The 22,488-nt window shown below is 59.9% G+C and carries 19 protein-coding genes; 13 read left to right on the forward strand and 6 right to left on the reverse strand.

All coding sequences use genetic code 11. From position 1 onward, the window contains the following. Nucleotides 1–159 precede the first annotated feature (159 nt). From AB4Z35_RS17130 to AB4Z35_RS17145, 4 genes are all read right to left on the reverse strand, one after another. Nucleotides 160–3,006 (reverse strand): valine--tRNA ligase, encoded by a 2,847-nt coding sequence (locus AB4Z35_RS17130; RefSeq protein ID WP_442098263.1) that lies wholly within the window; start codon nucleotides 3,004–3,006, stop codon nucleotides 160–162. A gap of 244 nt (nucleotides 3,007–3,250) precedes the next feature. Then, nucleotides 3,251–4,567 (reverse strand): MFS transporter, encoded by a 1,317-nt coding sequence (locus AB4Z35_RS17135; RefSeq protein WP_442098264.1) that lies wholly within the window; start codon nucleotides 4,565–4,567, stop codon nucleotides 3,251–3,253. 220 nt (nucleotides 4,568–4,787) lie between these two features. Next, nucleotides 4,788–6,020: a transporter associated domain-containing protein gene (locus AB4Z35_RS17140; protein ID WP_442098265.1), complete on the reverse strand. Its 1,233-nt coding sequence runs from the start codon at nucleotides 6,018–6,020 to the stop codon at nucleotides 4,788–4,790. Nucleotides 6,021–6,032: 12 nt separating this feature from the next. Continuing rightward, complete coding sequence (locus tag AB4Z35_RS17145; RefSeq protein WP_007998538.1) at nucleotides 6,033–6,845, reverse strand: cytochrome C assembly family protein; 813 nt, start codon at nucleotides 6,843–6,845, stop codon at nucleotides 6,033–6,035. 210 nt (nucleotides 6,846–7,055) lie between these two features. Here AB4Z35_RS17145 and ffh point away from each other — a divergent pair, with 210 nt between their 5' ends. From ffh to AB4Z35_RS17200, 11 genes are all read left to right on the forward strand, one after another. Next, on the forward strand, nucleotides 7,056–8,432 hold the full coding sequence (ffh, locus tag AB4Z35_RS17150) for a signal recognition particle protein (protein WP_442098266.1): 1,377 nt from the start codon (nucleotides 7,056–7,058) through the stop codon (nucleotides 8,430–8,432). Nucleotides 8,433–8,682: 250 nt separating this feature from the next. Beyond that, the gene (gene rpsP, locus AB4Z35_RS17155; RefSeq protein ID WP_442098268.1) at nucleotides 8,683–8,934 is read left to right on the forward strand and encodes a 30S ribosomal protein S16; all 252 of its coding nucleotides are present in this window, start codon (nucleotides 8,683–8,685) and stop codon (nucleotides 8,932–8,934) included. A gap of 5 nt (nucleotides 8,935–8,939) precedes the next feature. Continuing rightward, the gene (rimM, locus tag AB4Z35_RS17160) at nucleotides 8,940–9,476 is read left to right on the forward strand and encodes a ribosome maturation factor RimM (RefSeq protein WP_442098269.1); all 537 of its coding nucleotides are present in this window, start codon (nucleotides 8,940–8,942) and stop codon (nucleotides 9,474–9,476) included. Between the two features lie 2 nt (nucleotides 9,477–9,478). Then, nucleotides 9,479–10,231 (forward strand): tRNA (guanosine(37)-N1)-methyltransferase TrmD, encoded by a 753-nt coding sequence (gene trmD, locus AB4Z35_RS17165; RefSeq protein WP_007998533.1) that lies wholly within the window; start codon nucleotides 9,479–9,481, stop codon nucleotides 10,229–10,231. Nucleotides 10,232–10,276: 45 nt separating this feature from the next. Next, the gene (rplS, locus tag AB4Z35_RS17170) at nucleotides 10,277–10,627 is read left to right on the forward strand and encodes a 50S ribosomal protein L19 (protein WP_003440273.1); all 351 of its coding nucleotides are present in this window, start codon (nucleotides 10,277–10,279) and stop codon (nucleotides 10,625–10,627) included. Between the two features lie 133 nt (nucleotides 10,628–10,760). Further along, a complete protein-coding gene (xerD, locus tag AB4Z35_RS17175; RefSeq protein ID WP_007998531.1) occupies nucleotides 10,761–11,657 on the forward strand; it encodes a site-specific tyrosine recombinase XerD in 897 nt (298 codons plus the stop codon). A gap of 306 nt (nucleotides 11,658–11,963) precedes the next feature. Next, the gene (dsbC, locus tag AB4Z35_RS17180) at nucleotides 11,964–12,695 is read left to right on the forward strand and encodes a bifunctional protein-disulfide isomerase/oxidoreductase DsbC (protein ID WP_007990033.1); all 732 of its coding nucleotides are present in this window, start codon (nucleotides 11,964–11,966) and stop codon (nucleotides 12,693–12,695) included. A gap of 132 nt (nucleotides 12,696–12,827) precedes the next feature. Continuing rightward, on the forward strand, nucleotides 12,828–14,132 hold the full coding sequence (locus AB4Z35_RS17185) for a homoserine dehydrogenase (RefSeq protein WP_007998527.1): 1,305 nt from the start codon (nucleotides 12,828–12,830) through the stop codon (nucleotides 14,130–14,132). A gap of 109 nt (nucleotides 14,133–14,241) precedes the next feature. After that, entirely contained in the window at nucleotides 14,242–15,651 is a 1,410-nt protein-coding gene (gene thrC, locus AB4Z35_RS17190) for a threonine synthase (RefSeq protein WP_442098270.1), read from the forward strand. A 119-nt stretch (nucleotides 15,652–15,770) separates the two neighbouring features. After that, complete coding sequence (locus tag AB4Z35_RS17195; RefSeq protein WP_442098272.1) at nucleotides 15,771–17,126, forward strand: transporter substrate-binding domain-containing protein; 1,356 nt, start codon at nucleotides 15,771–15,773, stop codon at nucleotides 17,124–17,126. 160 nt (nucleotides 17,127–17,286) lie between these two features. After that, entirely contained in the window at nucleotides 17,287–17,574 is a 288-nt protein-coding gene (locus tag AB4Z35_RS17200; RefSeq protein WP_007998520.1) for a DUF3509 domain-containing protein, read from the forward strand. 170 nt (nucleotides 17,575–17,744) lie between these two features. Here AB4Z35_RS17200 and AB4Z35_RS17205 read toward each other — a convergent pair whose 3' ends face one another. Both AB4Z35_RS17205 and AB4Z35_RS17210 read right to left on the reverse strand, forming a co-directional pair. Next, nucleotides 17,745–18,701: a TIGR02285 family protein gene (locus AB4Z35_RS17205; protein WP_442098273.1), complete on the reverse strand. Its 957-nt coding sequence runs from the start codon at nucleotides 18,699–18,701 to the stop codon at nucleotides 17,745–17,747. After that, entirely contained in the window at nucleotides 18,655–19,854 is a 1,200-nt protein-coding gene (locus tag AB4Z35_RS17210) for a CaiB/BaiF CoA transferase family protein (RefSeq protein ID WP_442098274.1), read from the reverse strand. The genes AB4Z35_RS17205 and AB4Z35_RS17210 overlap by 47 nt, the downstream gene beginning before the upstream one ends. Nucleotides 19,855–20,002: 148 nt before the next feature. Here AB4Z35_RS17210 and AB4Z35_RS17215 point away from each other — a divergent pair, with 148 nt between their 5' ends. Next, nucleotides 20,003–20,545: a YaeQ family protein gene (locus AB4Z35_RS17215; RefSeq protein ID WP_108228554.1), complete on the forward strand. Its 543-nt coding sequence runs from the start codon at nucleotides 20,003–20,005 to the stop codon at nucleotides 20,543–20,545. Nucleotides 20,546–20,600: 55 nt separating this feature from the next. Further along, entirely contained in the window at nucleotides 20,601–22,310 is a 1,710-nt protein-coding gene (gene recJ / locus AB4Z35_RS17220) for a single-stranded-DNA-specific exonuclease RecJ (RefSeq protein WP_007998513.1), read from the forward strand. The last annotated feature ends 178 nt before the right edge of the window (nucleotides 22,311–22,488 follow it).

A 22,488-nucleotide genomic window follows, 5' to 3' on the forward strand; every position in this document is an offset into this window, starting at 1 on the left:
GCTCGCGAATGCGGTGGGTCAGTCGCCATCACCGTTGATTGATACACCGCCATCGCGAGCAAGCTCGCTCCTACAGGGGATCTTCATAAGATGTAAGAAAGTGGCAGGCATAAAAAAGGGAGGCCATTACCGGCCTCCCTTTTTCATTGCGATCTGCCGTTACAGGCTGGCAATCCGCGCATGCTGCTCGGCCAGCTTGCCCAGGGCCTGTTCGGCCTCGGCCAGTTTGGCGCGTTCTTTCTCGATGACTTCGGCTGGCGCCTTGTCGACGAAACCTGCGTTGGACAGCTTGCCGCCGACTCGTTGCACTTCACCTTGCAGACGCTGGATTTCCTTGTCCAGACGCGCCAGTTCCGCACCTTTGTCGATCAAGCCGGCCATGGGCACCAGCACTTCCATCTCGCCAACCAGCGCGGTGGCGGACAGCGGCGCTTCTTCGCCGGCAGCCAATACGGTGATCGATTCGAGGCGCGCCAGCTTCTTCAGCAGGGCTTCGTTCTCGGTCAGGCGACGCTGATCCTCGGCGCTGACGTTCTTCAGGAACAGCGGCAGCGGTTTGCCCGGGCCGATGTTCATTTCGCCACGGATGTTACGGGTGCCGAGCATCAGGCCCTTGAGCCATTCGATGTCATCTTCGGCCGCCTGATCGATGCGTGTTTCGTTGGCCACTGGCCACGGTTGCAGCATGATCGTCTTGCCTTCGATACCGGCCAGCGGCGCGATGCGCTGCCAGATTTCTTCGGTGATGAACGGCATGAACGGGTGCGCCAGGCGCAGGGCGACTTCCAGCACGCGAACCAGGGTGCGACGGGTGCCGCGCTGGCGCTCGACCGGTGCGTTTTCGTCCCACAGCACAGGCTTGGACAGTTCCAGGTACCAGTCGCAATACTGGTTCCAGATGAACTCGTACAGGGCTTGTGCCGCCAGATCGAAACGGAACTGGTCAAGCTGGCGGGTCACTTCGGCTTCGGTGCGTTGCAGCTGCGAAATGATCCAGCGATCAGCCAGGGACAGTTCATAGGCTTCGCCGTTCTGGCCGCAGTCTTCGCCCTTGTCCAGCACGTAGCGTGCTGCGTTCCAGATCTTGTTGCAGAAGTTGCGGTAGCCTTCGACGCGGCCCATGTCGAACTTGATGTCGCGACCGGTGGACGCCAGCGAACAGAAGGTGAAGCGCAGGGCGTCGGTGCCGTAGCTGGCGATGCCTTCGGCGAACTCGTCGCGGGTCTGCTTCTCGATCTTCTTCGCCAGTTTCGGCTGCATCATGCCGGAGGTGCGTTTCTGTACCAGCGCTTCGAGCTCGATGCCGTCGATGATGTCCAGCGGGTCCAGGACGTTGCCCTTGGACTTGGACATCTTCTGGCCCTGGCCATCACGCACCAGGCCGTGAACGTACACTGTCTTGAACGGGACCTGCGGCGTGCCGTCTTCGTTTTTCACCAGATGCATGGTGAGCATGATCATCCGGGCAACCCAGAAGAAAATGATGTCGAAGCCGGTTACCAGGACGTCGGTGGAGTGGAACTTCTTCAGGAACTCGGTTTTCTCCGGCCAGCCGAGGGTGGAGAACGTCCACAGGCCCGAGCTGAACCAGGTGTCGAGAACGTCGTTGTCCTGTTGCAGGGCAACGTCCGGGCCGAGGTTGTGCTTGGCACGTACTTCGGTTTCATCGCGACCGACGTAGACCTTGCCCGACTCGTCGTACCAGGCCGGAATCCGGTGACCCCACCACAGCTGACGGCTGATGCACCAGTCCTGGATGTCGCGCATCCACGAGAAGTACATGTTTTCGTATTGTTTCGGCACGAACTGGATACGGCCGTCTTCAAYGGCAGCAATGGCAGGCTCGGCCAAAGGCTTGGTGGACACATACCACTGGTCGGTCAGCCACGGCTCGATGACGGTGCCGGAGCGGTCGCCTTTCGGCACTTTCAGGGCGTGATCGTCAACGCTGACCAACAGACCGGCAGCGTCGAACGCGGCCACGATCTGCTTGCGCGCTTCGAAACGGTCGAGGCCGGCGTATTCGGCCGGGATCTTGCCGTCGATGGTCTCGTTCAGCGTGCCGTCGAGGTTGAACACCTGGCACGCTGGTAGAACGGCCGCGTTCTTGTCGAAGATGTTCAGCAGCGGCAGGTTGTGACGCTTGCCGACTTCGTAGTCGTTGAAATCGTGGGCCGGGGTGATTTTCACGCAGCCGGTGCCGAATTCAGGGTCGCAGTAATCGTCGGCGATGATCGGGATGCGGCGGCCAACCAGCGGCAGCTCGACAAACTTGCCGATCAGGGCTTTGTAGCGATCATCGTTCGGGTTCACCGCAACGGCGGAGTCGCCGAGCATGGTTTCCGGGCGAGTGGTCGCGACGATCAGGAAATCGTTGCCTTCAGCGGTCTTGGCGCCGTCGGCCAGCGGGTATTTCAGGTTCCACAGGAAACCTTTCTCGTCGTGGTTTTCCACTTCGAGGTCGGAAATCGCCGTGTGCAGCTTGGTGTCCCAGTTGACCAGGCGCTTGCCACGGTAGATCAGGCCGTCTTCGTGCAAACGAACGAAGGCTTCTTTAACAGCTTCCGAGAGGCCGTCGTCCATGGTGAAGCGCTCGCGGCTCCAGTCGACGGACGAGCCGAGGCGGCGGATCTGGCGGCTGATGTTGCCACCGGACTCATCCTTCCACTCCCAGACTTTTTCGAGGAATTTTTCGCGGCCCAGGTCGTGGCGGCTCTGGCCCTTGGCTTCGAGCTGGCGCTCTACCAGCATCTGCGTGGCGATACCGGCATGGTCGGTGCCCGGTTGCCACAGGGTGTTGCGACCCTGCATGCGGCGGAAACGGATCAGGGCGTCCATGATCGCGTTGTTGAAACCGTGACCCATGTGCAGGCTGCCGGTGACGTTCGGCGGCGGGATCATGATGGTGTAGGACTCGCCCGCGCCTTGCGGGGCGAAGTAATTCTCTGACTCCCAGGTGTTGTACCAGGAAGTTTCAATGGCGTGCGGCTGGTAGGTCTTATCCATGCGCGGCGGGACCCTATTGGCATTTATTCAGGAAAAGCCGGGAAGTATAGCGGGGATGTGCCGATGCGCGTAGAGCGAGGTGACAATGGGTGGGGGAAAAATTGTGGTTGGTGTTTTGTCAGAGAGGGCCCCTTCGCGGGCAAGCCCGCTCCCACAGGTTATATGTCGTACAGCTATCTTGTGATCGACACCAACCCTGTGGGAGCGGGCTTGGTCCGGGCGGCGTTCCGACGAAAGCAATCTGTCAGGCGACCTGATTCAAATCGTTATGCCGTGTTTCCTTCAGGCACAGCACTGCAATCAAACTCAGCACCGCCGCCCCGGACACATACCCGCCGACGTAACTCAAACCACCCATCGCCACCAGTTTCTGTGCGAAGAACGGCGCCGCGGAGGCGCCGACGATACCGCCCAGGTTGTAGGCCGCCGAGGCGCCGGTGTAGCGCACGTGGGTGGGGAACAACTCCGGCAGCAGCGCACCCATCGGCGCAAACGTCACGCCCATCAGGAACAGTTCGATGCACAGGAACAGCGCCACGCCCCAGGTCGATCCTTGAGTCAGCAACGGCTCCATCAGGAAACCGGACAGGATCGCCAGCACGCCACCGACGATCAGCACCGGTTTACGCCCATAACGGTCGCTGGCCCAGGCCGACAACGGAGTGGCGGCCGCCATGAACAGCACGGCGAAGCACAACAGGCCGAGGAAGGTTTCGCGGCTGTAGCCAAGCGTTGTTACGCCGTAACTCAGGGAAAACACGGTGGAGATATAAAACAGCGCGTAGCACACGACCATCGCGCCGGCTCCCAGCAATACGGGCACCCAGTATTGGCCGAACAGCTCGAACAGCGGGATCTTCACCTGTTCCTGACGCGCCACGGCGTTGGCGAACACCGGGGTTTCATGCAGCTTGAGGCGCACGTACAGGCCGACCAACACCAGCGCGGCGCTGAGCAGGAACGGAATACGCCAGCCCCATGAGCGGAATTGTTCATCGTCCAGCACTACGGCCAATGTCAGGAACAGGCCGTTGGCCGCCAGAAAACCAATGGACGGACCCAGCTGCGGGAACATGCCGAACCACGCGCGTTTGCCTTTCGGCGCGTTTTCCGTGGCCAGCAATGCCGCACCACCCCATTCGCCGCCCAACCCCAGGCCCTGGCCGAAGCGCAGGACGCAAAGCAGGATCGGTGCCCAGGCGCCAATGCTGTCGTAACCGGGCAGCACGCCGATCAGCGTGGTGCACACGCCCATCAGCAGTAGCGAGGCGACCAGGGTCGATTTGCGACCGATACGGTCGCCGAAGTGGCCGAAAAGGGCCGAACCCAAGGGTCGCGCCAGGAAGGCGATGCCGAACGTGAGAAACGCCGAAAGCATCTGGGCGGTGCCGGATGTCTGTGGAAAGAACACCGGGCCGATCACCAGCGCAGCGGCGGTGGCATAGACGTAGAAGTCGTAGAACTCGATGGCGGTACCGATGAAACTCGCAGTGGCCACGCGGGTGGCGGAGTTCGTCGGTTGCGCAGGTGTGGAGTCGCTGTAAGTCGTGCTGGTCGTCATGCGGTTATCCCTGACAGTCATGTGCTCCAGTGGAGCGAATTATTATGGTCGAGAACCCAGGGATGTGGGCTTAACGCAGAGTGCGGGTGGCACAGGGTGTGGCGGGGCTTGGGTAAGCGGTTCGATTATAGGAAGGTGGCTAACGATCAAACAAGTGGCTTGGGGTCTGGCATTTGTGGCGAGGGAGCAAGCTCCCTCGCCACAGAAGATCACCTCGATCCTAGATAACCACAGGCATCGAGCTGGTTTGCCAGATCAATACTCGCGTGACACGGTTGTCTTCGGTCTCGAGAATTTCCAGGCGATACCGACCAATCCTCAGGCACACCGCGCTTTCGGGAATGGTTTCCAGTGCCTCGGTGACCAGGCCGTTCAGGGTTTTCGGGCCATCGCTTGGCAGGTGCCAGCCTAGGCTCTTGTTCAGCTCGCGAATGGACGCTGCGCCGTCGATCACCAGGCGTCCGTCGGCTTGGGGATGAATGTGCGGGTTGTCCAGGCTGTGTTGGCTTTCGAACTCGCCGACGATTTCTTCGAGAATGTCTTCCAGGGTGACGATGCCCAGCACTTCGCCGTATTCGTCGACCACCATGCCCAGGCGCCGCTGCTGCTTGTGGAAGTTGAGCAGTTGCAGCTGCAACGGGGTACTTTCCGGCACGAAGTACGGCTCGTGACTGGCCGCCAGCAACGCTTCCCTGGTCAGGCTCGCATCGGGCAGCAAGTGAAGGATGTGTCGGGTGTTGAGGACGGCTTCGACCTGGTTGATATCGCTGTGGAACACCGGCAGGCGAGTGCGTTTGTTGTGGCGCAATTGTTCGATGATTTCTTCGAGGGTGTCATCGAGATTGATGCCGTCCACATCACTGCGCGGTACCAGGATGTCATTGACCGTGATGTTGTCCAGCGCGTGGATGCCTGACAGCGGGTGAGGGCGGCTTACGGTTTCCGGCGTGTCCTGCCGCTCCGTCAGTGTTTCGTCCTCACTTCGTTGCACCACTTTGGCTTTACGGGCGAACGGTCGCATCAGCAACTGACTGATGCTGTTGAGCAGCCATGCCGCGGGATAGATGATTTTCAGCGGCACGCGCAGCAGATTGTTGCCTTGGGCCAGGATCGCATCCGGATAGCGGACGGCGAGGGCGCGTGGCAAGTAGTCGGAAAACACCAGCAATATGGCGCCCGCCCCGAGGCAAGCGACCCACGGACCGTTTTCGGCCCAGGTGAAAATGGCCAGCAAGGTGCTGATGACCACCACGAGTGCACGGCAGAGGGTGTTGCAAAAAATCAGGCTGGCCAGGGGGAAGCTGAGTTTCGCCACCGGTTTGTCGCTGGAACGCGTCGCGGTGCGCTGGGCCAGCAAATACTGGTGCGCCGCTTCGACGGCGGTAAACAGCCCCGACCATAAAATCAGCAGGGTCACTACCGCGAGCATCGGCCCTATGGGCAAGTCGTCCATTAATGCCGCCCGTCAGATATGCAGGATGTATTCACGAACCAGTTTGCTGCCGAAATACGCCAGCATCAGCAGGCAAAAGCCGGCAAGGGTCCAGCGAATGGCCTTGTGCCCGCGCCAGCCGAGGCGATTGCGGCCCCAAAGCAGCACGCTGAAAACGATCCAGGCCAGGCAGGCCAGCAGGGTTTTGTGCACCAGGTGCTGGGCGAACAGGTTTTCGACGAACAGCCAGCCGGAAATCAGCGACAGCGACAACAGTGTCCAGCCGGCCCAGAGGAAACCGAACAGCAGGCTTTCCATGGTTTGCAGCGGCGGGAAGTTCTTGATCAGCCCGGATGGGTGCTTGTGCTTGAGTTGGTGGTCTTGAACCAGCAGCAGCAAGGCCTGGAACACCGCGATCGTGAACATGCCGTAGGCAAGGATCGAGAGCAGTATGTGGGCGAGGATGCCTGGCTCCTCATCGATGACCTGTACCGTGCCGGCGGGGGCAAAATGCGCCAGCATCACGGTCAAGGCCCCAAGCGGGAACAGCAGGACCAGCAGGTTCTCTACCGGTATCCGCGAGCAGGCCAGCAGGGTCAGCGCGATGACCGCCACGGCAATCAGGCTCGCGGCACTGAAGAAGTCCAGGGCCAGGCCGGTCGGGGTCAGCAGGTGGGTGAGCAGGCTGACGCTGTGGGCCAATACGGCGAGCACGCCGAGCATGACCAGCAGGCGTTTGTTGACCTTGGCGCCGGACGCCAGGCGAGTGCCCTGGTAAATGGTCGCAGCGGCATACAAGCAGGCGGCGGCGAGGGTAGTTAGCAAGCTGGGTGACAAGGGGAGCATAAATCCTGTTAGGCAAGCCCGAAAGTCGCTGAGTTTGGCATAGAACCCACACCACACGAAAGACCGCGCAACCCGACAGCGAGGTGTCCGCCAGCCACAGTCTTCGCTATAATCCGCGACCTGCCCACGCCGCAGGCTCGCCGAGCACACGTTTAGTCCGGTCCGGGCCGCCATTATCCCGGTCTACACAGGGCCTGAAAGGATCGCGCAATGTTTGAAAACTTAACCGACCGTCTCTCGCAGACGCTGCGCCATGTCACCGGCAAGGCCAAGCTGACTGAAGACAACATCAAAGACACCCTGCGTGAAGTGCGCATGGCGCTGCTCGAAGCCGACGTCGCCCTGCCGGTGGTCAAGGACTTCGTCAATTCGGTCAAGGAACGCGCCGTCGGCACCGAAGTGTCGCGCAGCCTGACGCCGGGCCAGGCCTTCGTGAAGATCGTCCAGGCCGAACTCGAAAGCCTGATGGGCGCGGCCAACGAAGACCTGAACCTGAGCGCCGTTCCGCCAGCGGTCATCCTGATGGCCGGTTTGCAGGGCGCCGGTAAGACCACCACCGCCGGCAAACTCGCGCGCTTCCTTAAAGAGCGCAAGAAGAAGTCGGTCATGGTCGTGTCCGCCGACGTTTACCGTCCAGCGGCGATCAAGCAGCTGGAAACCCTGGCCAACGACATCGGCGTGACGTTCTTCCCGTCGGATCTGAGCCAGAAGCCGGTCGACATCGCCAACGCGGCTATTAAGGAAGCAAAACTCAAATTCATCGACGTGGTCATCGTCGATACCGCCGGTCGCCTGCACATCGACGAAGAGATGATGGGCGAGATCAAGGCGCTGCATGCCGCGATCAACCCGATCGAAACCCTGTTCGTGGTCGATGCCATGACCGGCCAGGACGCCGCCAACACGGCCAAGGCCTTCGGCGATGCATTGCCGCTGACCGGTGTGATCCTGACCAAGGTCGACGGTGACGCCCGTGGCGGTGCCGCGCTGTCGGTGCGTGCCATCACCGGCAAGCCGATCAAGTTCATCGGTATGGGCGAGAAGAGCGAAGCGCTCGATCCGTTCCATCCTGAGCGTATCGCCTCGCGCATCCTCGGCATGGGTGACGTGCTCAGCCTGATCGAGCAGGCGGAAGCGACGCTCGACAAGGACAAAGCCGACAAACTTGCTAAAAAGTTGAAGAAGGGCAAGGGCTTCGACCTCGAAGACTTCCGCGATCAGCTGCAACAGATGAAGAACATGGGCGGCCTCGGCGGGCTCATGGACAAGCTGCCGAACATGGGCGGCGTGAACCTGGCGCAGATGGGCAACGCCCAGGGCGCGGCAGAAAAGCAATTCAAGCAGATGGAAGCCATCATCAACTCCATGACCCCGGCCGAGCGCCGCGACCCTGAGATGATCAGCGGTTCGCGCAAACGCCGGATTGCCATGGGTTCCGGCACCCAGGTGCAGGACATCGGCCGCTTGATCAAGCAGCACAAGCAGATGCAGAAAATGATGAAGAAATTCTCGGCGAAAGGCGGGATGGCCAAGATGATGCGCGGCATGGGCGGTATGTTGCCCGGCGGCGGCATGCCAAAGCTCTAAAGAATCCGCGCCGGTCATCGCACCGGCGCAGACCCCGCAAGGAAGCGGGATCTCCAGCAAACCCGCATTTGGCGGGAGCTGACCGGCCGTTTTCAACGACGGCTCTATAGCAAATCTGCACGGCGGCCGGTAGGCGCCGGAAAAAGTCATTTGCAAAAGTCCGGATATTCCTTAGAATATGCGGCCTTTCGGGCACCCATGCCCGCTGTGCATTTAGATTTGCAGCACCGACTACAGGAACGATGTTCACATGCTAACAATCCGTCTTGCCCTTGGCGGCTCCAAAAAGCGCCCGTTTTACCACTTGACCGTAACCGACAGCCGCAACCCGCGCGACGGTTCGCACAAGGAACAGGTTGGCTACTTCAACCCTGTTGCCCGTGGTCAGGAAGTTCGTCTGTCCGTGAACCAAGAGCRCGTAGCCTACTGGCTGAGCGTTGGTGCACAACCTTCTGAGCGCGTTGCTCAGTTGTTGAAGGAATCTGCTAAGGCTGCGGCCTGAGCAATATGAACGCGACGCCAGCCATTGCTGATGATTTGATCGTTATCGGCAAGATTTATTCTGTTCACGGCGTTCGCGGCGAAGTGAAGGTGTACTCCTTTACTGATCCGATTAAAAACCTGCTGGACTACAAAACCTGGACGCTCAAGCGTGACGGTAATGTAAAGCAGGTAGAGCTGGTCAGCGGACGCGGGAATGACAAGTTCCTGGTCGCAAAGCTCAAGGGTCTCGATGATCGCGAAGAAGCTCGTCTTCTGGCCGGTTATGAGATCTGCGTGCCGCGCAACCTGTTCCCTGAACTGACCGACGGCGAGTACTACTGGTACCAGCTGGAAGGTCTCAAGGTTATCGACACGCTCGGACAACTGTTCGGGAAAATCGATCACCTGCTGGAGACCGRCTCGAACGATGTCATGGTGGTCAAGCCTTGCGCTGGCAGCCTGGATGATCGCGAACGCCTGTTGCCCTATACGGAGCAATGCGTGTTGGCCGTCGACCTGGCCGCAGGCGAGATGAAGGTGGATTGGGATGCGGATTTCTAAGCGTGGCTAACTTGCGCGTAGAAGTGATCAGTCTGTTTCCCGAGATGTTCTCCGCCATCAGCGATTACGGCATCACCAGTCGTGCGGTGAAACAGGGGCTCTTGCAGCTCACCTGTTGGAATCCGCGAGACTACACGACGGATCGACATCACACTGTGGACGATCGCCCGTTTGGCGGTGGTCCGGGCATGGTGATGAAGATCAAGCCCCTGGAAGATGCTCTGGTTCAGGCCAAGGCAGCCGCCGGGGAGGGAGCGAAGGTAATTTACCTGTCCCCCCAAGGCCGTCAACTGACTCAGTCGGCGGTACGCGAGTTGGCGAATCTGGATGCATTGATCCTGATTGCCGGCCGATATGAAGGCATTGACGAGCGTTTTATAGATGCTCATGTCGATGAAGAGTGGTCGATTGGCGACTATGTACTGTCTGGCGGCGAGCTGCCGGCGATGGTCCTGATCGATGCGGTTACACGACTGCTGCCTGGAGCTTTAGGGCATGCGGACTCCGCCGAGGAAGATTCCTTTACGGATGGTTTGCTGGATTGCCCGCACTACACCCGACCGGAGGTGTATGCGGATCAGCGTGTTCCCGACGTATTGCTAAGTGGCAATCACGCGCACATCCGGCGTTGGCGTTTACAGCAGTCCCTTGGTCGGACCTTTGAACGACGCGCCGATCTTCTGGAAAGCCGCTCGCTTTCTGGAGAAGAGAAGAAGCTGCTCGAGGAATACATCCGCGAGCGGGACGATAGTTAACAACGTATCGATGGTAGATCAGACGATTTACCTTAGGAGCACAGCATGACTAACAAAATCATCCTTGCACTCGAAGCAGAGCAGATGACCAAAGAGATCCCTCCCTTTGCCCCGGGCGACACCATTGTCGTTCAGGTGAAAGTGAAGGAAGGCGACCGTTCGCGTCTGCAAGCGTTCGAAGGTGTTGTTATCGCCAAGCGTAACCGCGGCGTAAACAGTGCATTCACCGTTCGTAAAATCTCCAACGGTGTTGGCGTAGAGCGTACTTTCCAGACCTACTCCCCGCAAATCGACAGCATGGCTGTCAAGCGTCGCGGTGACGTACGTAAAGCCAAGCTGTACTACCTGCGTGATCTGTCGGGTAAAGCAGCTCGCATCAAGGAAAAACTGGCTTAAGTCCAGCTTCCGATGCAGAAAAAAGCAGCCTTCGGGCTGCTTTTTTGTTGCCTGCGATTTATGCGTGCGATGGTTCCGCGGGCGCGCGGGCTATGAAAGACTTGCGGTCAGTCTTTCCGCTGCCTGAGTCTTTATGCCCGCCATCGATCATCCCCTGATAGATCAATTCCTCGACGCCCTGTGGCTAGAGAAAGGTCTCTCCGACAACACCCGCGATGCTTATCGCAGTGACCTTGCGCTGTTCAACGGCTGGCTGCAGGAAAAAGGCCTGGAACTGATCAACGCAGGCCGCGAGCTGATCCTCGATCACCTGGCCTGGCGCCTGGAGCAAAACTACAAACCCCGTTCGACCGCCCGATTTCTCTCCGGCGTGCGTGGCTTCTATCGCTATTTGCTGCGGGAAAAGCTGATTGCTGTCGATCCGACCCTTCGCGTCGATATGCCGCAACTCGGCAGGCCATTGCCAAAATCCTTGTCGGAAGCAGATGTAGAGGCCTTGTTAAAAGCGCCGGATCTGAGCGAAGCCATCGGCCAGCGCGACCGCGCCATGCTCGAAGTGCTGTACGCCTGCGGACTGCGGGTGACCGAGCTGATCAGCCTCACCCTTGAACAAGTCAATTTGCGTCAAGGCGTGTTGCGCGTGATGGGCAAGGGCAGCAAGGAGCGGTTGGTGCCAATGGGCGAGGAGGCGATTGTCTGGGTCGAACGCTACATGCGTGATGCCCGCAGCGAACTGCTTGGCGGGCGTCCCAGCGATGTATTGTTCCCGAGCCAGCGTGGCGAGCAGATGACCCGCCAGACCTTCTGGCACCGGATCAAGCATCAGGCCAAGGTGGCCGGGATCGGCAAGTCGCTGTCACCACACACGCTGCGCCATGCCTTCGCCACGCACCTGCTCAACCACGGTGCAGACTTGCGGGTGGTACAGATGCTGCTGGGGCACAGCGATTTGTCGACCACCCAGATCTATACCCACGTGGCACGCGCACGCTTGCAGGACCTGCACGCCAAACACCACCCGCGCGGCTAGCACGGGACTGTGTAGCAGCTGGCGAAGCCTGCGTCCGGCTGCGCAGCAGTCGTAAGATCAGGCACTGAGGTACATCAGTTAAACCGAGAACTCAGGGTTTACGACTGCTGCGCAGCCGGACGCAGGCTTCGCCAGCTGCTACATAAATGCGTCGTGCAACGTGAGCGAAATGTCGTGCATCAGGCGCATTCGGCCCCCACGGACCTTATGTGATAGGCTTGGCCGGTTTGCACGATGGGCGGTTATGACCCGGTGTTTCGGCACGGGCGTTCTGATCGTCCCATATGTTCGCCTTCAGGAGTTCTCATGCGTCTGACCCAGATTTTTGCCGCCGCAGCCATTGCGTTGGTCAGCACCTTTGCCGTCGCCGATGACGCGGCCGACAAAGCCATTCGTAAAAGCCTGGAAAACCTCCAGCTCGAAGTCCCGGTGGAAAGCATCACCGCCAGCCCGTTGCCAGGCCTGTACGAAGTCAAACTCAAAGGCAGCCGTGTGCTGTACGCCAGTGCCGACGGCCAGTACGTGGTTCAGGGCTACCTGTTCGATCTCAAGGACGGCAAGCCGGTCAACCTGACCGAGAAGACCGAGCGCCTGGGTATTTCCAAGCTGATCAACGATATTCCGGTCGCTGAAACCGTGGTGTACCCGGCCATTGGCGAAACCAAGTCGCACATTACCGTGTTCACCGACACCACTTGCCCGTACTGCCACAAACTGCACGCCGAAGTGCCTGAGCTGAACAAGCGCGGTATTGAAGTGCGCTATGTTGCGTTTCCGCGTCAGGGCCTGGGTTCGCCGGGTGACGAACAACTGCAAGCGGTGTGGTGCTCGAAAGACAAGAAAGCGGCCATGGACAAAATGGTCGACGGCAAGGAAATCAAGGCCGCCAAGTGCGATAACCCGGTTTCCAAACAGTTCGCTCTCGGCCAGTCGATTGGCGTGAACGGCACACCGGCCATCGTTTTGGCCGACGGTCAGGTCATTCCGGGCTACCAGCCTGCGCCACAAGTCGCCAAACTGGCGCTGGGCGCGAAGTAAATTCGCATCGTCACGGCAAGCCTTGACGATCATGCTCCGGCAGCGACATCGCCGGGCCATCAATAGAGAACCGCGAGTCTGCGGTTGTTTTCACGGCCGGCCTTGAGTCGGCCGTTTTATGGGGAGTTCACAGTGAAACCGGTCAAAGTAGGCATCTGTGGGTTAGGAACCGTCGGTGGCGGTACCTTCAACGTACTTCAGCGCAACGCCGAGGAAATTGCTCGTCGTGCCGGGCGTGGTATCGAAGTGGCACAAATTGCCATGCGCACGCCAAAGCCTCAGTTCCAAACGACCGGTATTGCGATTACCAACGATGTCTTCGAAGTGGCCACGAACCCTGAGATCGACATCGTTATAGAGCTGATGGGCGGCTACACCGTTGCCCGCGAGCTGGTACTCAAGGCCATCGAGAATGGCAAGCATGTGGTCACCGCGAACAAGGCGCTAATCGCCGTTCACGGTAATGAAATTTTCGCCAAGGCCCGCGAGAAGGGCGTGATCGTTGCGTTCGAAGCGGCGGTGGCCGGTGGCATCCCGGTGATCAAGGCGATCCGCGAAGGGCTGTCCGCCAACCGCATCAACTGGGTGGCCGGCATCATCAACGGCACCGGCAACTTCATCCTGACGGAAATGCGCGAGAAGGGTCGCACCTTCGAAGACGTGTTGGCCGAAGCCCAGGCTCTGGGTTACGCCGAAGCCGACCCGACTTTCGACGTTGAAGGCATCGACGCCGCGCACAAACTGACGATCCTGGCGTCCATTGCGTTCGGCATCCCGCTGCAATTCGACAAGGCATACACCGAAGGCATCACCAAGCTGACCACAGCTGACGTGAACTACGCCGAAGCGCTGGGCTACCGCATCAAACATCTGGGCGTGGCACGCAGCACCGCGGCCGGTATCGAACTGCGCGTGCACCCGACGCTGATCCCGGCCGATCGCCTGATCGCCAACGTCAACGGCGTGATGAACGCAGTGATGGTCAACGGTGACGCTGCCGGTTCGACCCTGTTCTACGGCGCCGGTGCCGGCATGGAGCCGACCGCCTCGTCGGTGATCGCCGACCTGGTGGACGTGGTTCGCGCCATGACCTCCGACCCGGAAAACCGCGTACCGCACCTGGCGTTCCAGCCGGATTCGCTGTCGGCTCACCCGATCCTGCCGATCGAGGCCTGCGAAAGCGCCTACTATCTGCGTATTCAGGCCAAGGACCATCCGGGCGTATTGGCTCAGGTTGCGAGCATCCTCTCGGAGCGTGGCATCAACATCGAGTCGATCATGCAGAAGGAAGCCGAGGAACACGACGGTCTGGTGCCGATGATCCTGCTGACCCACCGAGTGCTGGAGCAGCACATCAACGATGCGATCGCCGCCCTGGAAGCCTTGGCGGGCGTGGTTGGTCCGGTCGTACGGATCCGTGTCGAGCACCTGAATTAATTAAAAGCAGCGGCAAGTTGCAAGCTTCAAGCGGCAAGTCAAAGGCAGATAGGCTTTTACTTGCAGCTTGTAGCTTGAAGCTTGCAGCCCAAACCGAAGGTTTGCCCTTATGCGCTACATCAGTACCCGCGGCCAGGCACCGGCCCTGAATTTCGAAGACGTCCTGTTGGCAGGCCTTGCCACCGACGGCGGTCTGTACGTCCCGGAAAACCTGCCACGCTTCACCCAGGAAGAAATCGCTTCCTGGGCCGGCCTGCCATATCACGAGCTGGCTTTCCGCGTTATGCGCCCGTTTGTCACCGGCAGCATTCCAGACGCTGATTTCAAGAAAATCCTCGAAGAAACCTACGGCGTGTTTGCCCACAGCGCCATTGCGCCGCTGCGTCAGCTGAACGGCAACGAATGGGTGCTGGAGCTGTTCCACGGCCCGACCCTGGCGTTCAAGGACTTCGCCCTGCAATTGCTCGGCCGTCTGCTTGACTACGTGCTTGAAAAGCGCGGCGAGCGCGTGGTGATCGTCGGTGCCACCTCCGGTGACACCGGTTCGGCCGCCATCGAAGGCTGCAAGCACTGCGAAAACGTCGACATCTTCATCCTGCACCCACACAACCGGGTGTCCGAAGTACAGCGTCGGCAGATGACCACCATCTTCGGCGAGAACATTCACAACATCGCCATCGAAGGCAACTTCGACGACTGCCAGGAAATGGTCAAGGCCAGCTTCGCCGACCAGGGTTTCCTCAAGGGCACGCGCCTGGTCGCGGTGAACTCGATCAACTGGGCGCGGATCATGGCCCAGATCGTTTACTACTTCCACGCGGCCCTGCAACTGGGCGGCCCGGCGCGTTCGGTGTCGTTCTCGGTGCCGACCGGCAACTTCGGCGACATTTTCGCCGGTTACCTGGCGCGCAACATGGGCCTGCCGATCAACCAGTTGATCGTCGCCACCAACCGCAACGACATCCTGCACCGCTTCATGAGCGGCAACCAGTACGTCAAGGAAACCCTGCACGCGACGCTGTCGCCGTCCATGGACATCATGGTGTCGTCGAACTTCGAACGCCTGCTGTTCGACCTGCATGGCCGCAACGGCGCGGCAATCGCCGGGCTGATGGATTCGTTCAAACAGGGCGGCGGTTTCAGCGTCGAGCAAGAGCGCTGGACCGAAGCCCGCAAGTTGTTCGACTCGCTGGCCGTGGATGACGCGCAAACCTGCGAAACCATCGCCGAAGTCTACGAGCAGACTGGCGAAGTGCTGGATCCACACACTGCCATCGGGGTGAAAGCAGCGCGGGAATGCCGCCGCAGCCTGGACATTCCAATGGTGATCCTGGGTACCGCCCACCCGGTCAAATTCCCGGACGCCGTGGAAAAAGCCGGTGTAGGAAAAGCTCTCGAACTGCCTGCACATCTTTCTGATTTGTTTGAACGAGACGAACGTTGCACCGTATTGCCAAATGACCTGAAGGCCGTGCAGGCCTTTGTCAGTCAGCATGGCAACCGCGGCAAGCCGCTGTAACCGGTCAGCGCTGTTACATTTTGAAGCCCGTCTCCTGACGGGCTTTTTCATTTCTGCATGCACACTTGTCGTGTTATCGCCGCGAAAGGACAGGCGAGAGGATCACCAAGGACATGGGAATGCGGTTTACAAGTGTGTTCAAGCCAGTCGCGCGCTGGCTGATTTTATTCGGCATCGTGGGAGCCGCCGAATGGGGAGGGGCAAGCCCTGCATCGATTCAGGAGCGTGGGAAGACTGTCGAACGTTCAGTGGTCGTGCTGGATGACCAGGAGGTGCAGTGGATAGCCAGCCATCCACGGGTCGTGGTCACCGCACTGGAATACCCGTTGTACCAGTTCAAGGATGAGTATGGTCAATGGACGGGCCTGAACAGTGACCTGCTCAAGCGTATCAGTGACATGACGGGGTTGCAGTTCGTTTACGAAGAGTCTTTTTCCGTCGATCAGATGCTGGCACGCCTGGAAAGCGGCGCGGCGGATTTGAGCACCACGCTGTCAGTAAATGACGAACGCAAGGCGTTTCTCGATTTCAGCCATGCGTTCGGCGGTGCAGGATGGGTCTTTGTCGGGCAGGCCGGGGCACCGCCAGTGCAGTCGCTGGAGGATCTGGCGAAGCGGGTACTGGTGTTGCCGACCCGGCATGCACTGGAGGCGACGATCCGTCGCGATTATCCGTCCATCGAATTGCGTTCGGTCAAGACCTACGCCGAAGCCCGTGCCTGGGTTGAAAGCGGCGAAGCCTATGTCACCATCGAAAGCGAAATCGGCGCCCAGCTTATTCCGTCGGGCCGGCTGCAGATCGGGGCTGTGGTGCCGGGCAAATGGGATGCGGATTATCTGGCGGTGCGCAAAGGCCAGCCGCAGTTGCTGAGTATCCTCAACAAGGCGCTTGAGGCGTTTCCTGCGCAGGAACTGCGCGACCTTCGCCTGAAGTGGTTCGGTGGCGCTACCGTGCCACAGGCGCCTGGCTTCTGGCAGCGGCTTGACCAATGGGTCTGCTGGGGCATGTTTGTGCTCAGCCTGTTCGGCCTGTTGTCCCTGCTCTGGAACCGGCGGTTGGCGGTGGTGGTCAGGCAGCGGGTCGAGGCCCAAAGGTGCCTGCGCGATCAGCTCGCATTCCAGCATGCCCTGATGGATGCCATGCCTGACCCGATGTTTGTCCGTGATCTGCAAGGGCGTTTGATCATGTGCAACAAAAGTTATGAGGACGCCTTGTCGACTCGTTTTGACCGGATGCAGGGGCGGCAGTTGATCGAGGTCGATGTCATGCCCAGACAAACCGCGGAACTGCTGCATGCCGAGTTCCTGGCTCAGTTGAGTACGCGCAGGACGCGCTTCTTCGAGCGCCAATTGATGTTCAAGGAAGGTGTCAGGGATATCTACCAGTGGACGGTGCCGTTTTACACAGCGGATGGCCAGCTACGAGGATTGCTGGGGGGCTGGGCCGATATCGCCAGGCGTACCCGACAAACGTGACGGTTGCGTTTTTTCTCTGTCATGTTCGCCGTGCATGCTYTCTTGACTGACCTGTAGTTTCATCTGCGGTCAGTATCCAGAACTTTCTTCTCGGGCCAGCGGTCATCTGTTTTAGGCATGCCCCAGGCACGTTGTTTCGGACTATTGAGTGGTGATCGGGATGGAAAGTATCAGTTTGTTGCTCGGTGAGGCGCTGAGCCCGTATCAGGTCACATTGACCCCGTCAGGTATTCGTGGCGAATGCCGGGTGACCCTGAAGAATGCTATCGGCGCGACCGTGGTCGAGCGCGAGTTCAATCAGGCCCAGTTCAATGACAAACGCCTGCTGACGGATGTGGTCGACGGATTGCATCGCGACGTGCTGATCGCTGAAGGACGCCTGGAGCCTTGTGTCATCGCGGCATTGCGCAATGCTGCCCAGGACAAGCTTCTGGCCAGCCGCAATTGAACGGATTTTTGTGGGAACCTTCCCGCGCCCAGGTCAGTCAGACTTTGTAACGGCAGGATCAAGCATTGTGCTCCGGTGCTTGTAGCTTGCTGCTACTGGTCTTCAAGCAGGCCACGTTTAACCCCGGGTCGTCTCCCCACTTCCCGGGGTTTCTTTTTGCCCGGGATTTGTCATGGTTGCGCCAGATTGTCGAAAAACGCCTTGGTGTCTTTCAGGTAATCGCTGCGACTCTCCGGATCCAGCCAGGCGGCGTAGGCCTCGTCAAGGCGTTCGCGGGGAAGGGTGCGCAGCACCTGGTTGATCTCGACAATGGCCTGCCGGCCCTTTGGCGTGTCGGTGCAACCGATGTAGCCGGACAGGTATTTGCCCGTGCCGCGAATCGGATAGAACTGCAATTCATCCTCGGCGATGCCTTGCAGCGAGGCCTGGTAGCGAATTTCCGGGCGATAGCCCAACAGCAGGCGCAAGCGTCCCAGACGCTGCATTTGCAGCAGGCTGCCCAAGGCATCGTTGCCGTAATGAGGGGTCAGCGCTTCGGCTGGCGCTTGCTTGAGCAGCCCGTCGAGGTATTCGCCGTAATTGCGCTCGGCAATGATCCCCAGTTTTTCACTGCCGCTGGCGAGCAGCGCTGCCAGGTCCACTTCGCCGTCCTTGATAAAGGGGGCCAACACTTTCTGGTCAGCACGCCGCACGGCCAGGCCATTGCTCATGGCGCGGAAGACCGGGATGGAAAAGGCGATCCACTGTTCCCTCTCCTTGCTCCAGTTCAGCGCCGCGTCGCAGACGAGAGACGGTTCGTGGAGCATTTGCAGTCCACGCGCGCGATTGACCCTCATCACGCGGTGCTGGTACTGCGGCATGCCGGCAATCAACAGTGGAAGCAGTTGATCGATGACACCCTGGCCTTTTTTCGGCCCATCGAAAATCGTCAGCGGCGGCAGGTCGCGCTTGAGCCAGATCAGGGTTTCCCGGGTTTGAGCCAGGGCTGACGGGAGCGGTTCAAGGAGCAAGAGTAAAATCGCCAGCATGCACAGCAGCCACCCGCCGCGCGACGGGCAGCGTCGAGGCAGGCGCCTGGGTTCAGATGGCTCCGTCTTTGCGCAACTGTGCGATCTGCGTCGCGTCATAGCCAAGTTCCTGGAGTACCTGTGTGTTGTGCTCACCCAGTTGTGGCCCGACCCATTCACATTCACCGGGCGTCTCTGAGAGTTTCGGCACAATGCCCGGCATCTTGAAGTCCTTGCCATCCGGCAGCTTGGCTTGCAGGAACATTTCTCGCGCCAGGTACTGAGGGTCATTGAACATGTCTTCGGCGCTGAAGATCCGGCTGGCCGGCACGTCGGCCTGATTGAGCAGCGCCAGCACCCTGTCCAGCGGCAACGAGTTGACCCAGCGATCGATGACGCCATAGATCTCGTCGCGTCGGGCATCGCGGCCATCGTTGCTGGCAAGCAGAGGGTCGTTGGCCAGGTCTTCCCGGCCAATGATCAGCATGAAGCGTTTGAAGATCGCGTCGCCATTGGCGCCGATCTGCACATGCTTGCCATCGGCACTGGTGTGGATCGAGGACGGGGTGATGCCGGGCATGATATTGCCCGTGCGTTCGCGGATGAAGCCGAACACGTCGAACTCCGGGACCATGCTTTCCATCATGGCGAAGATGGCTTCGTACAGCGCCACGTCCACCACTTGCCCCTGGCCGCCGTTGACTTCGCGATGACGCAGGGCCATCAACGCGCCGATCACGCCCCAGAGCGCGGCAATCGAGTCGCCGATGGAAATGCCGGTGCGCACCGGTGGCCGGTCTTCGAAGCCGGTGATGTAGCGCAGCCCCCCCATGGATTCACCGACCGCGCCAAAGCCGGGCTGATCCTTCATCGGGCCGGTCTGGCCGAAACCCGACAGCCGCACCATGACCAGTTTCGGGTTCAAGGCGTGCAGGACATCCCAGCCCAGGCCGAGTTTTTCCAGGACACCGGGACGAAAGTTTTCGATCAGAATGTCTGCTTCACCCAGCAGCTGTTTCAGGATCGCCTGACCGTCGGGGTGTTTGAGATTGAGGGTCAGAGACTTTTTGTTGCGCGCCTGGACGAACCACCACAACGAAGTGCCTTCATACAACTTGCGCCATTTGCGCAATGGATCACCGCCGTCCGGGGATTCGACCTTGATCACATCGGCACCGAATTCGGCGCAAATGCGCGAGGCAAACGGGCCGGCAATCAAGGTGCCCAATTCAATGACTTTCAGACCGGAAAGCGGTTTGGCGGTGAGCGACATGCTGGATCCTGTGGGGGCAAAGGTTGAGCGAATAGAGGGTTTTAACATAGCCGACTGTCCGACGCTCCAGCTTGATTGTGTTCTATTCGTGGATTGCCCGTCGCATCGGGTAGACTTGCCGACTTTCCTCGTATCAAGAAGCCCGTTCATGGCCCAGCCGTCCACGACCTACAAGTTTGAACTGAACCTCACCGACCTTGACCGCAGCGTCTATGAGAACGTGAAGCAGACCATCGCCCGTCACCCTTCGGAAACCGAAGAGCGCATGACCGTACGCCTGCTGGCCTACGCCCTTTGGTACAACGAGCAGCTGTCGTTTGGCCGTGGTCTGTCGGAAGTGGATGAACCGGCCTTGTGGGAAAAAAGCCTGGATGACCGTGTCCTGCACTGGATAGAAGTCGGCCAGCCGGATGCCGAGCGCCTGACCTGGTGTTCGCGCCGCACTGAGCGCACCAGCCTGCTGGCCTATGGCAGCCTGCGCGTGTGGGAAGGCAAAGTGGTGCCGGCGGTGAAAAACCTGAAGAACGTCAACATCGCTGCCGTGCCTCAGGAAGTCCTGGAGACCCTGGCCAAAGACATGCCACGGGTTATCAAGTGGGACGTGATGATCAGCGAAGGGACGATCTTCGTCACCGACGACCGTGGTCAGCATGAAGTCCAGTTGACCTGGTTGCTCGGCGAGCGCGGCTGAGGCTGCGTCATCCCCCGATTGATCCCACACATTCAAGAGAAGCCCCTGTCACCCCATGCGCATCGAACCTCGCCTGCTGCCCGATACCCTGCCATTCCTCGGTGATATTCCGCCGCTGCTGACCCGCCTGTACGCGGCGCGAGGCGTGCAATCCGAGGCGGAACTGGACAAGAGCCTGGCGCGGTTGATTCCGTTCCAGCAACTCAAGGGTATCGATGCCGCCGTGGACCTGCTGGTGACGGCGCTCGAACAGCGTCAGCGCATTCTGATCGTCGGCGACTTCGATGCCGACGGCGCGACGGCCAGCACCGTGGGCACCCTGGGTTTGCGCCTGTTGGGTGCTGCACATGTTGATTACCTGGTGCCTAACCGTTTCGACTACGGCTATGGCCTGACACCGGAAATCGTTGCGGTGGCGCTGGAGCGCCAGCCTCATCTGCTGATCACCGTGGACAATGGCATCTCCAGCGTAGATGGCGTGGCCGCGGCGAAAAAGGCCGGGCTCAAGGTGCTCGTCACCGACCACCACTTGCCCGGCGACGAACTGCCGTTGGCCGACGCCATCGTCAATCCGAACCAGCCGGGTTGCGCGTTCCCGAGCAAGGCACTGGCGGGTGTCGGGGTGATTTTCTATGTGCTGATGGCCCTGCGTGCGCGATTGCGCGAACTCGGCTGGTACACAAGCAAGCCGCAGCCGAATATCGGCGAATTGCTCGATCTGGTGGCCTTGGGCAGCGTGGCCGACGTGGTGCCGCTGGATGCCAACAACCGGATTCTGGTGCATCAGGGCCTGGAACGGATTCGTGCCGGACGTGCCCGGCCGGGGATCAAGGCGATCCTCGAAGTGGCCAAGCGCGATCATGCGCGCATCACCTCCACCGACCTGGGCTTCATTGTCGGCCCGCGCCTGAACGCGGCGGGGCGCCTGGATGACATGAGCCTGGGCATTGAATGCCTGCTGACCGAAGACTCAGGTCTGGCCCGTGAGATGGCTGCTCAATTGGACGGCATGAACCAGGATCGCAAGTCCATCGAGCAGGGCATGCAGCGCGAAGCGCTGGCACAGCTCAAGGATCTGCCGGTGGAGTCGATGCCGTTCGGCTTGTGCCTGTTCGATCCCGAGTGGCATCAGGGCGTCATCGGTATCCTCGCGTCACGGATGAAAGAGCGCTATTTCCGCCCGACCATCGCCTTTGCCGATGCCGGAGATGGCCTGCTCAAAGGCTCGGGGCGTTCGGTCCAGGGCTTTCACATCCGCGACGCCTTGAGTGTGGTGGCGGCGCAGCATCCGAACCTGATCACCAAGTACGGTGGCCACGCCATGGCGGCCGGCCTGACGCTGCCGGAAGCGAACTTCCCCTTGTTCGCCGAAGCTTTTGACGCTGAAGTGCGCCGGCAACTGCGCGAGGAAGACCTGACCGGCCGCCTGCTTTCGGACGGCACCCTGGCGGTGGAAGAGTTTCACCTGGAACTGGCCCGTGCCCTGCGGCATGCCGGCCCATGGGGGCAGCACTTCCCGGAGCCGTTGTTTCATGGGGTATTCCAGTTGGTCGAGCAGCGCGTCGTTGGCGAACGGCACCTCAAAGTCGTGCTCAAAAGTGAATGTGGTTCGGTGAAACTCGACGGCATTGCCTTCGGGATCGACCGCGACATCTGGCCGAATCCGACCATCAAATGGGTGGAACTGGCCTACAAACTCGACCTCAACGAGTTTCGCGGGAACGAGACAGTTCAGCTGATGATTGCCCACATCGAACCGCGTTGACCCCCTGTAGGAGCGAGCTTGCTCGCGAAAAACCCAATGGCGCCCCTGGGTATCAGGTTTAGCGCATTATCGTTCACGACCATCGCGAGCGAGCTCGCTCCTACAATAACCAAAGCGATTTCCTCTCCACCAAATCCCTCGGAACCCTCCCTGATCCGTCGATGTCGACTAGGCTCTA

It is taken from the genome of Pseudomonas sp. KB_15 (assembly GCF_052114525.1).
Classification (GTDB): Bacteria; Pseudomonadota; Gammaproteobacteria; order Pseudomonadales; family Pseudomonadaceae; genus Aquipseudomonas.

What these genes read in the sequence shown, in the direction of transcription:
- xerD (WP_007998531.1), top strand. Translation starts at nt 10,761, where the DNA reads ATGCCCGCCATCGATCATCCCCTGATAGATCAATTCCTCGACGCCCTG.
- AB4Z35_RS17145 (WP_007998538.1), bottom strand. Translation starts at nt 6,845, where the DNA reads ATGCTCCCCTTGTCACCCAGCTTGCTAACTACCCTCGCCGCCGCCTGC.
- recJ (WP_007998513.1), top strand. Translation starts at nt 20,601, where the DNA reads ATGCGCATCGAACCTCGCCTGCTGCCCGATACCCTGCCATTCCTCGGT.
- AB4Z35_RS17215 (WP_108228554.1), top strand. Translation starts at nt 20,003, where the DNA reads ATGGCCCAGCCGTCCACGACCTACAAGTTTGAACTGAACCTCACCGAC.
- AB4Z35_RS17135 (WP_442098264.1), bottom strand. Translation starts at nt 4,567, where the DNA reads ATGACGACCAGCACGACTTACAGCGACTCCACACCTGCGCAACCGACG.
- AB4Z35_RS17200 (WP_007998520.1), top strand. Translation starts at nt 17,287, where the DNA reads ATGGAAAGTATCAGTTTGTTGCTCGGTGAGGCGCTGAGCCCGTATCAG.
- AB4Z35_RS17195 (WP_442098272.1), top strand. Translation starts at nt 15,771, where the DNA reads ATGCGGTTTACAAGTGTGTTCAAGCCAGTCGCGCGCTGGCTGATTTTA.
- AB4Z35_RS17210 (WP_442098274.1), bottom strand. Translation starts at nt 19,854, where the DNA reads ATGTCGCTCACCGCCAAACCGCTTTCCGGTCTGAAAGTCATTGAATTG.
- AB4Z35_RS17205 (WP_442098273.1), bottom strand. Translation starts at nt 18,701, where the DNA reads ATGACGCGACGCAGATCGCACAGTTGCGCAAAGACGGAGCCATCTGAA.
- thrC (WP_442098270.1), top strand. Translation starts at nt 14,242, where the DNA reads ATGCGCTACATCAGTACCCGCGGCCAGGCACCGGCCCTGAATTTCGAA.
- rplS (WP_003440273.1), top strand. Translation starts at nt 10,277, where the DNA reads ATGACTAACAAAATCATCCTTGCACTCGAAGCAGAGCAGATGACCAAA.
- ffh (WP_442098266.1), top strand. Translation starts at nt 7,056, where the DNA reads ATGTTTGAAAACTTAACCGACCGTCTCTCGCAGACGCTGCGCCATGTC.
- AB4Z35_RS17140 (WP_442098265.1), bottom strand. Translation starts at nt 6,020, where the DNA reads ATGGACGACTTGCCCATAGGGCCGATGCTCGCGGTAGTGACCCTGCTG.
- dsbC (WP_007990033.1), top strand. Translation starts at nt 11,964, where the DNA reads ATGCGTCTGACCCAGATTTTTGCCGCCGCAGCCATTGCGTTGGTCAGC.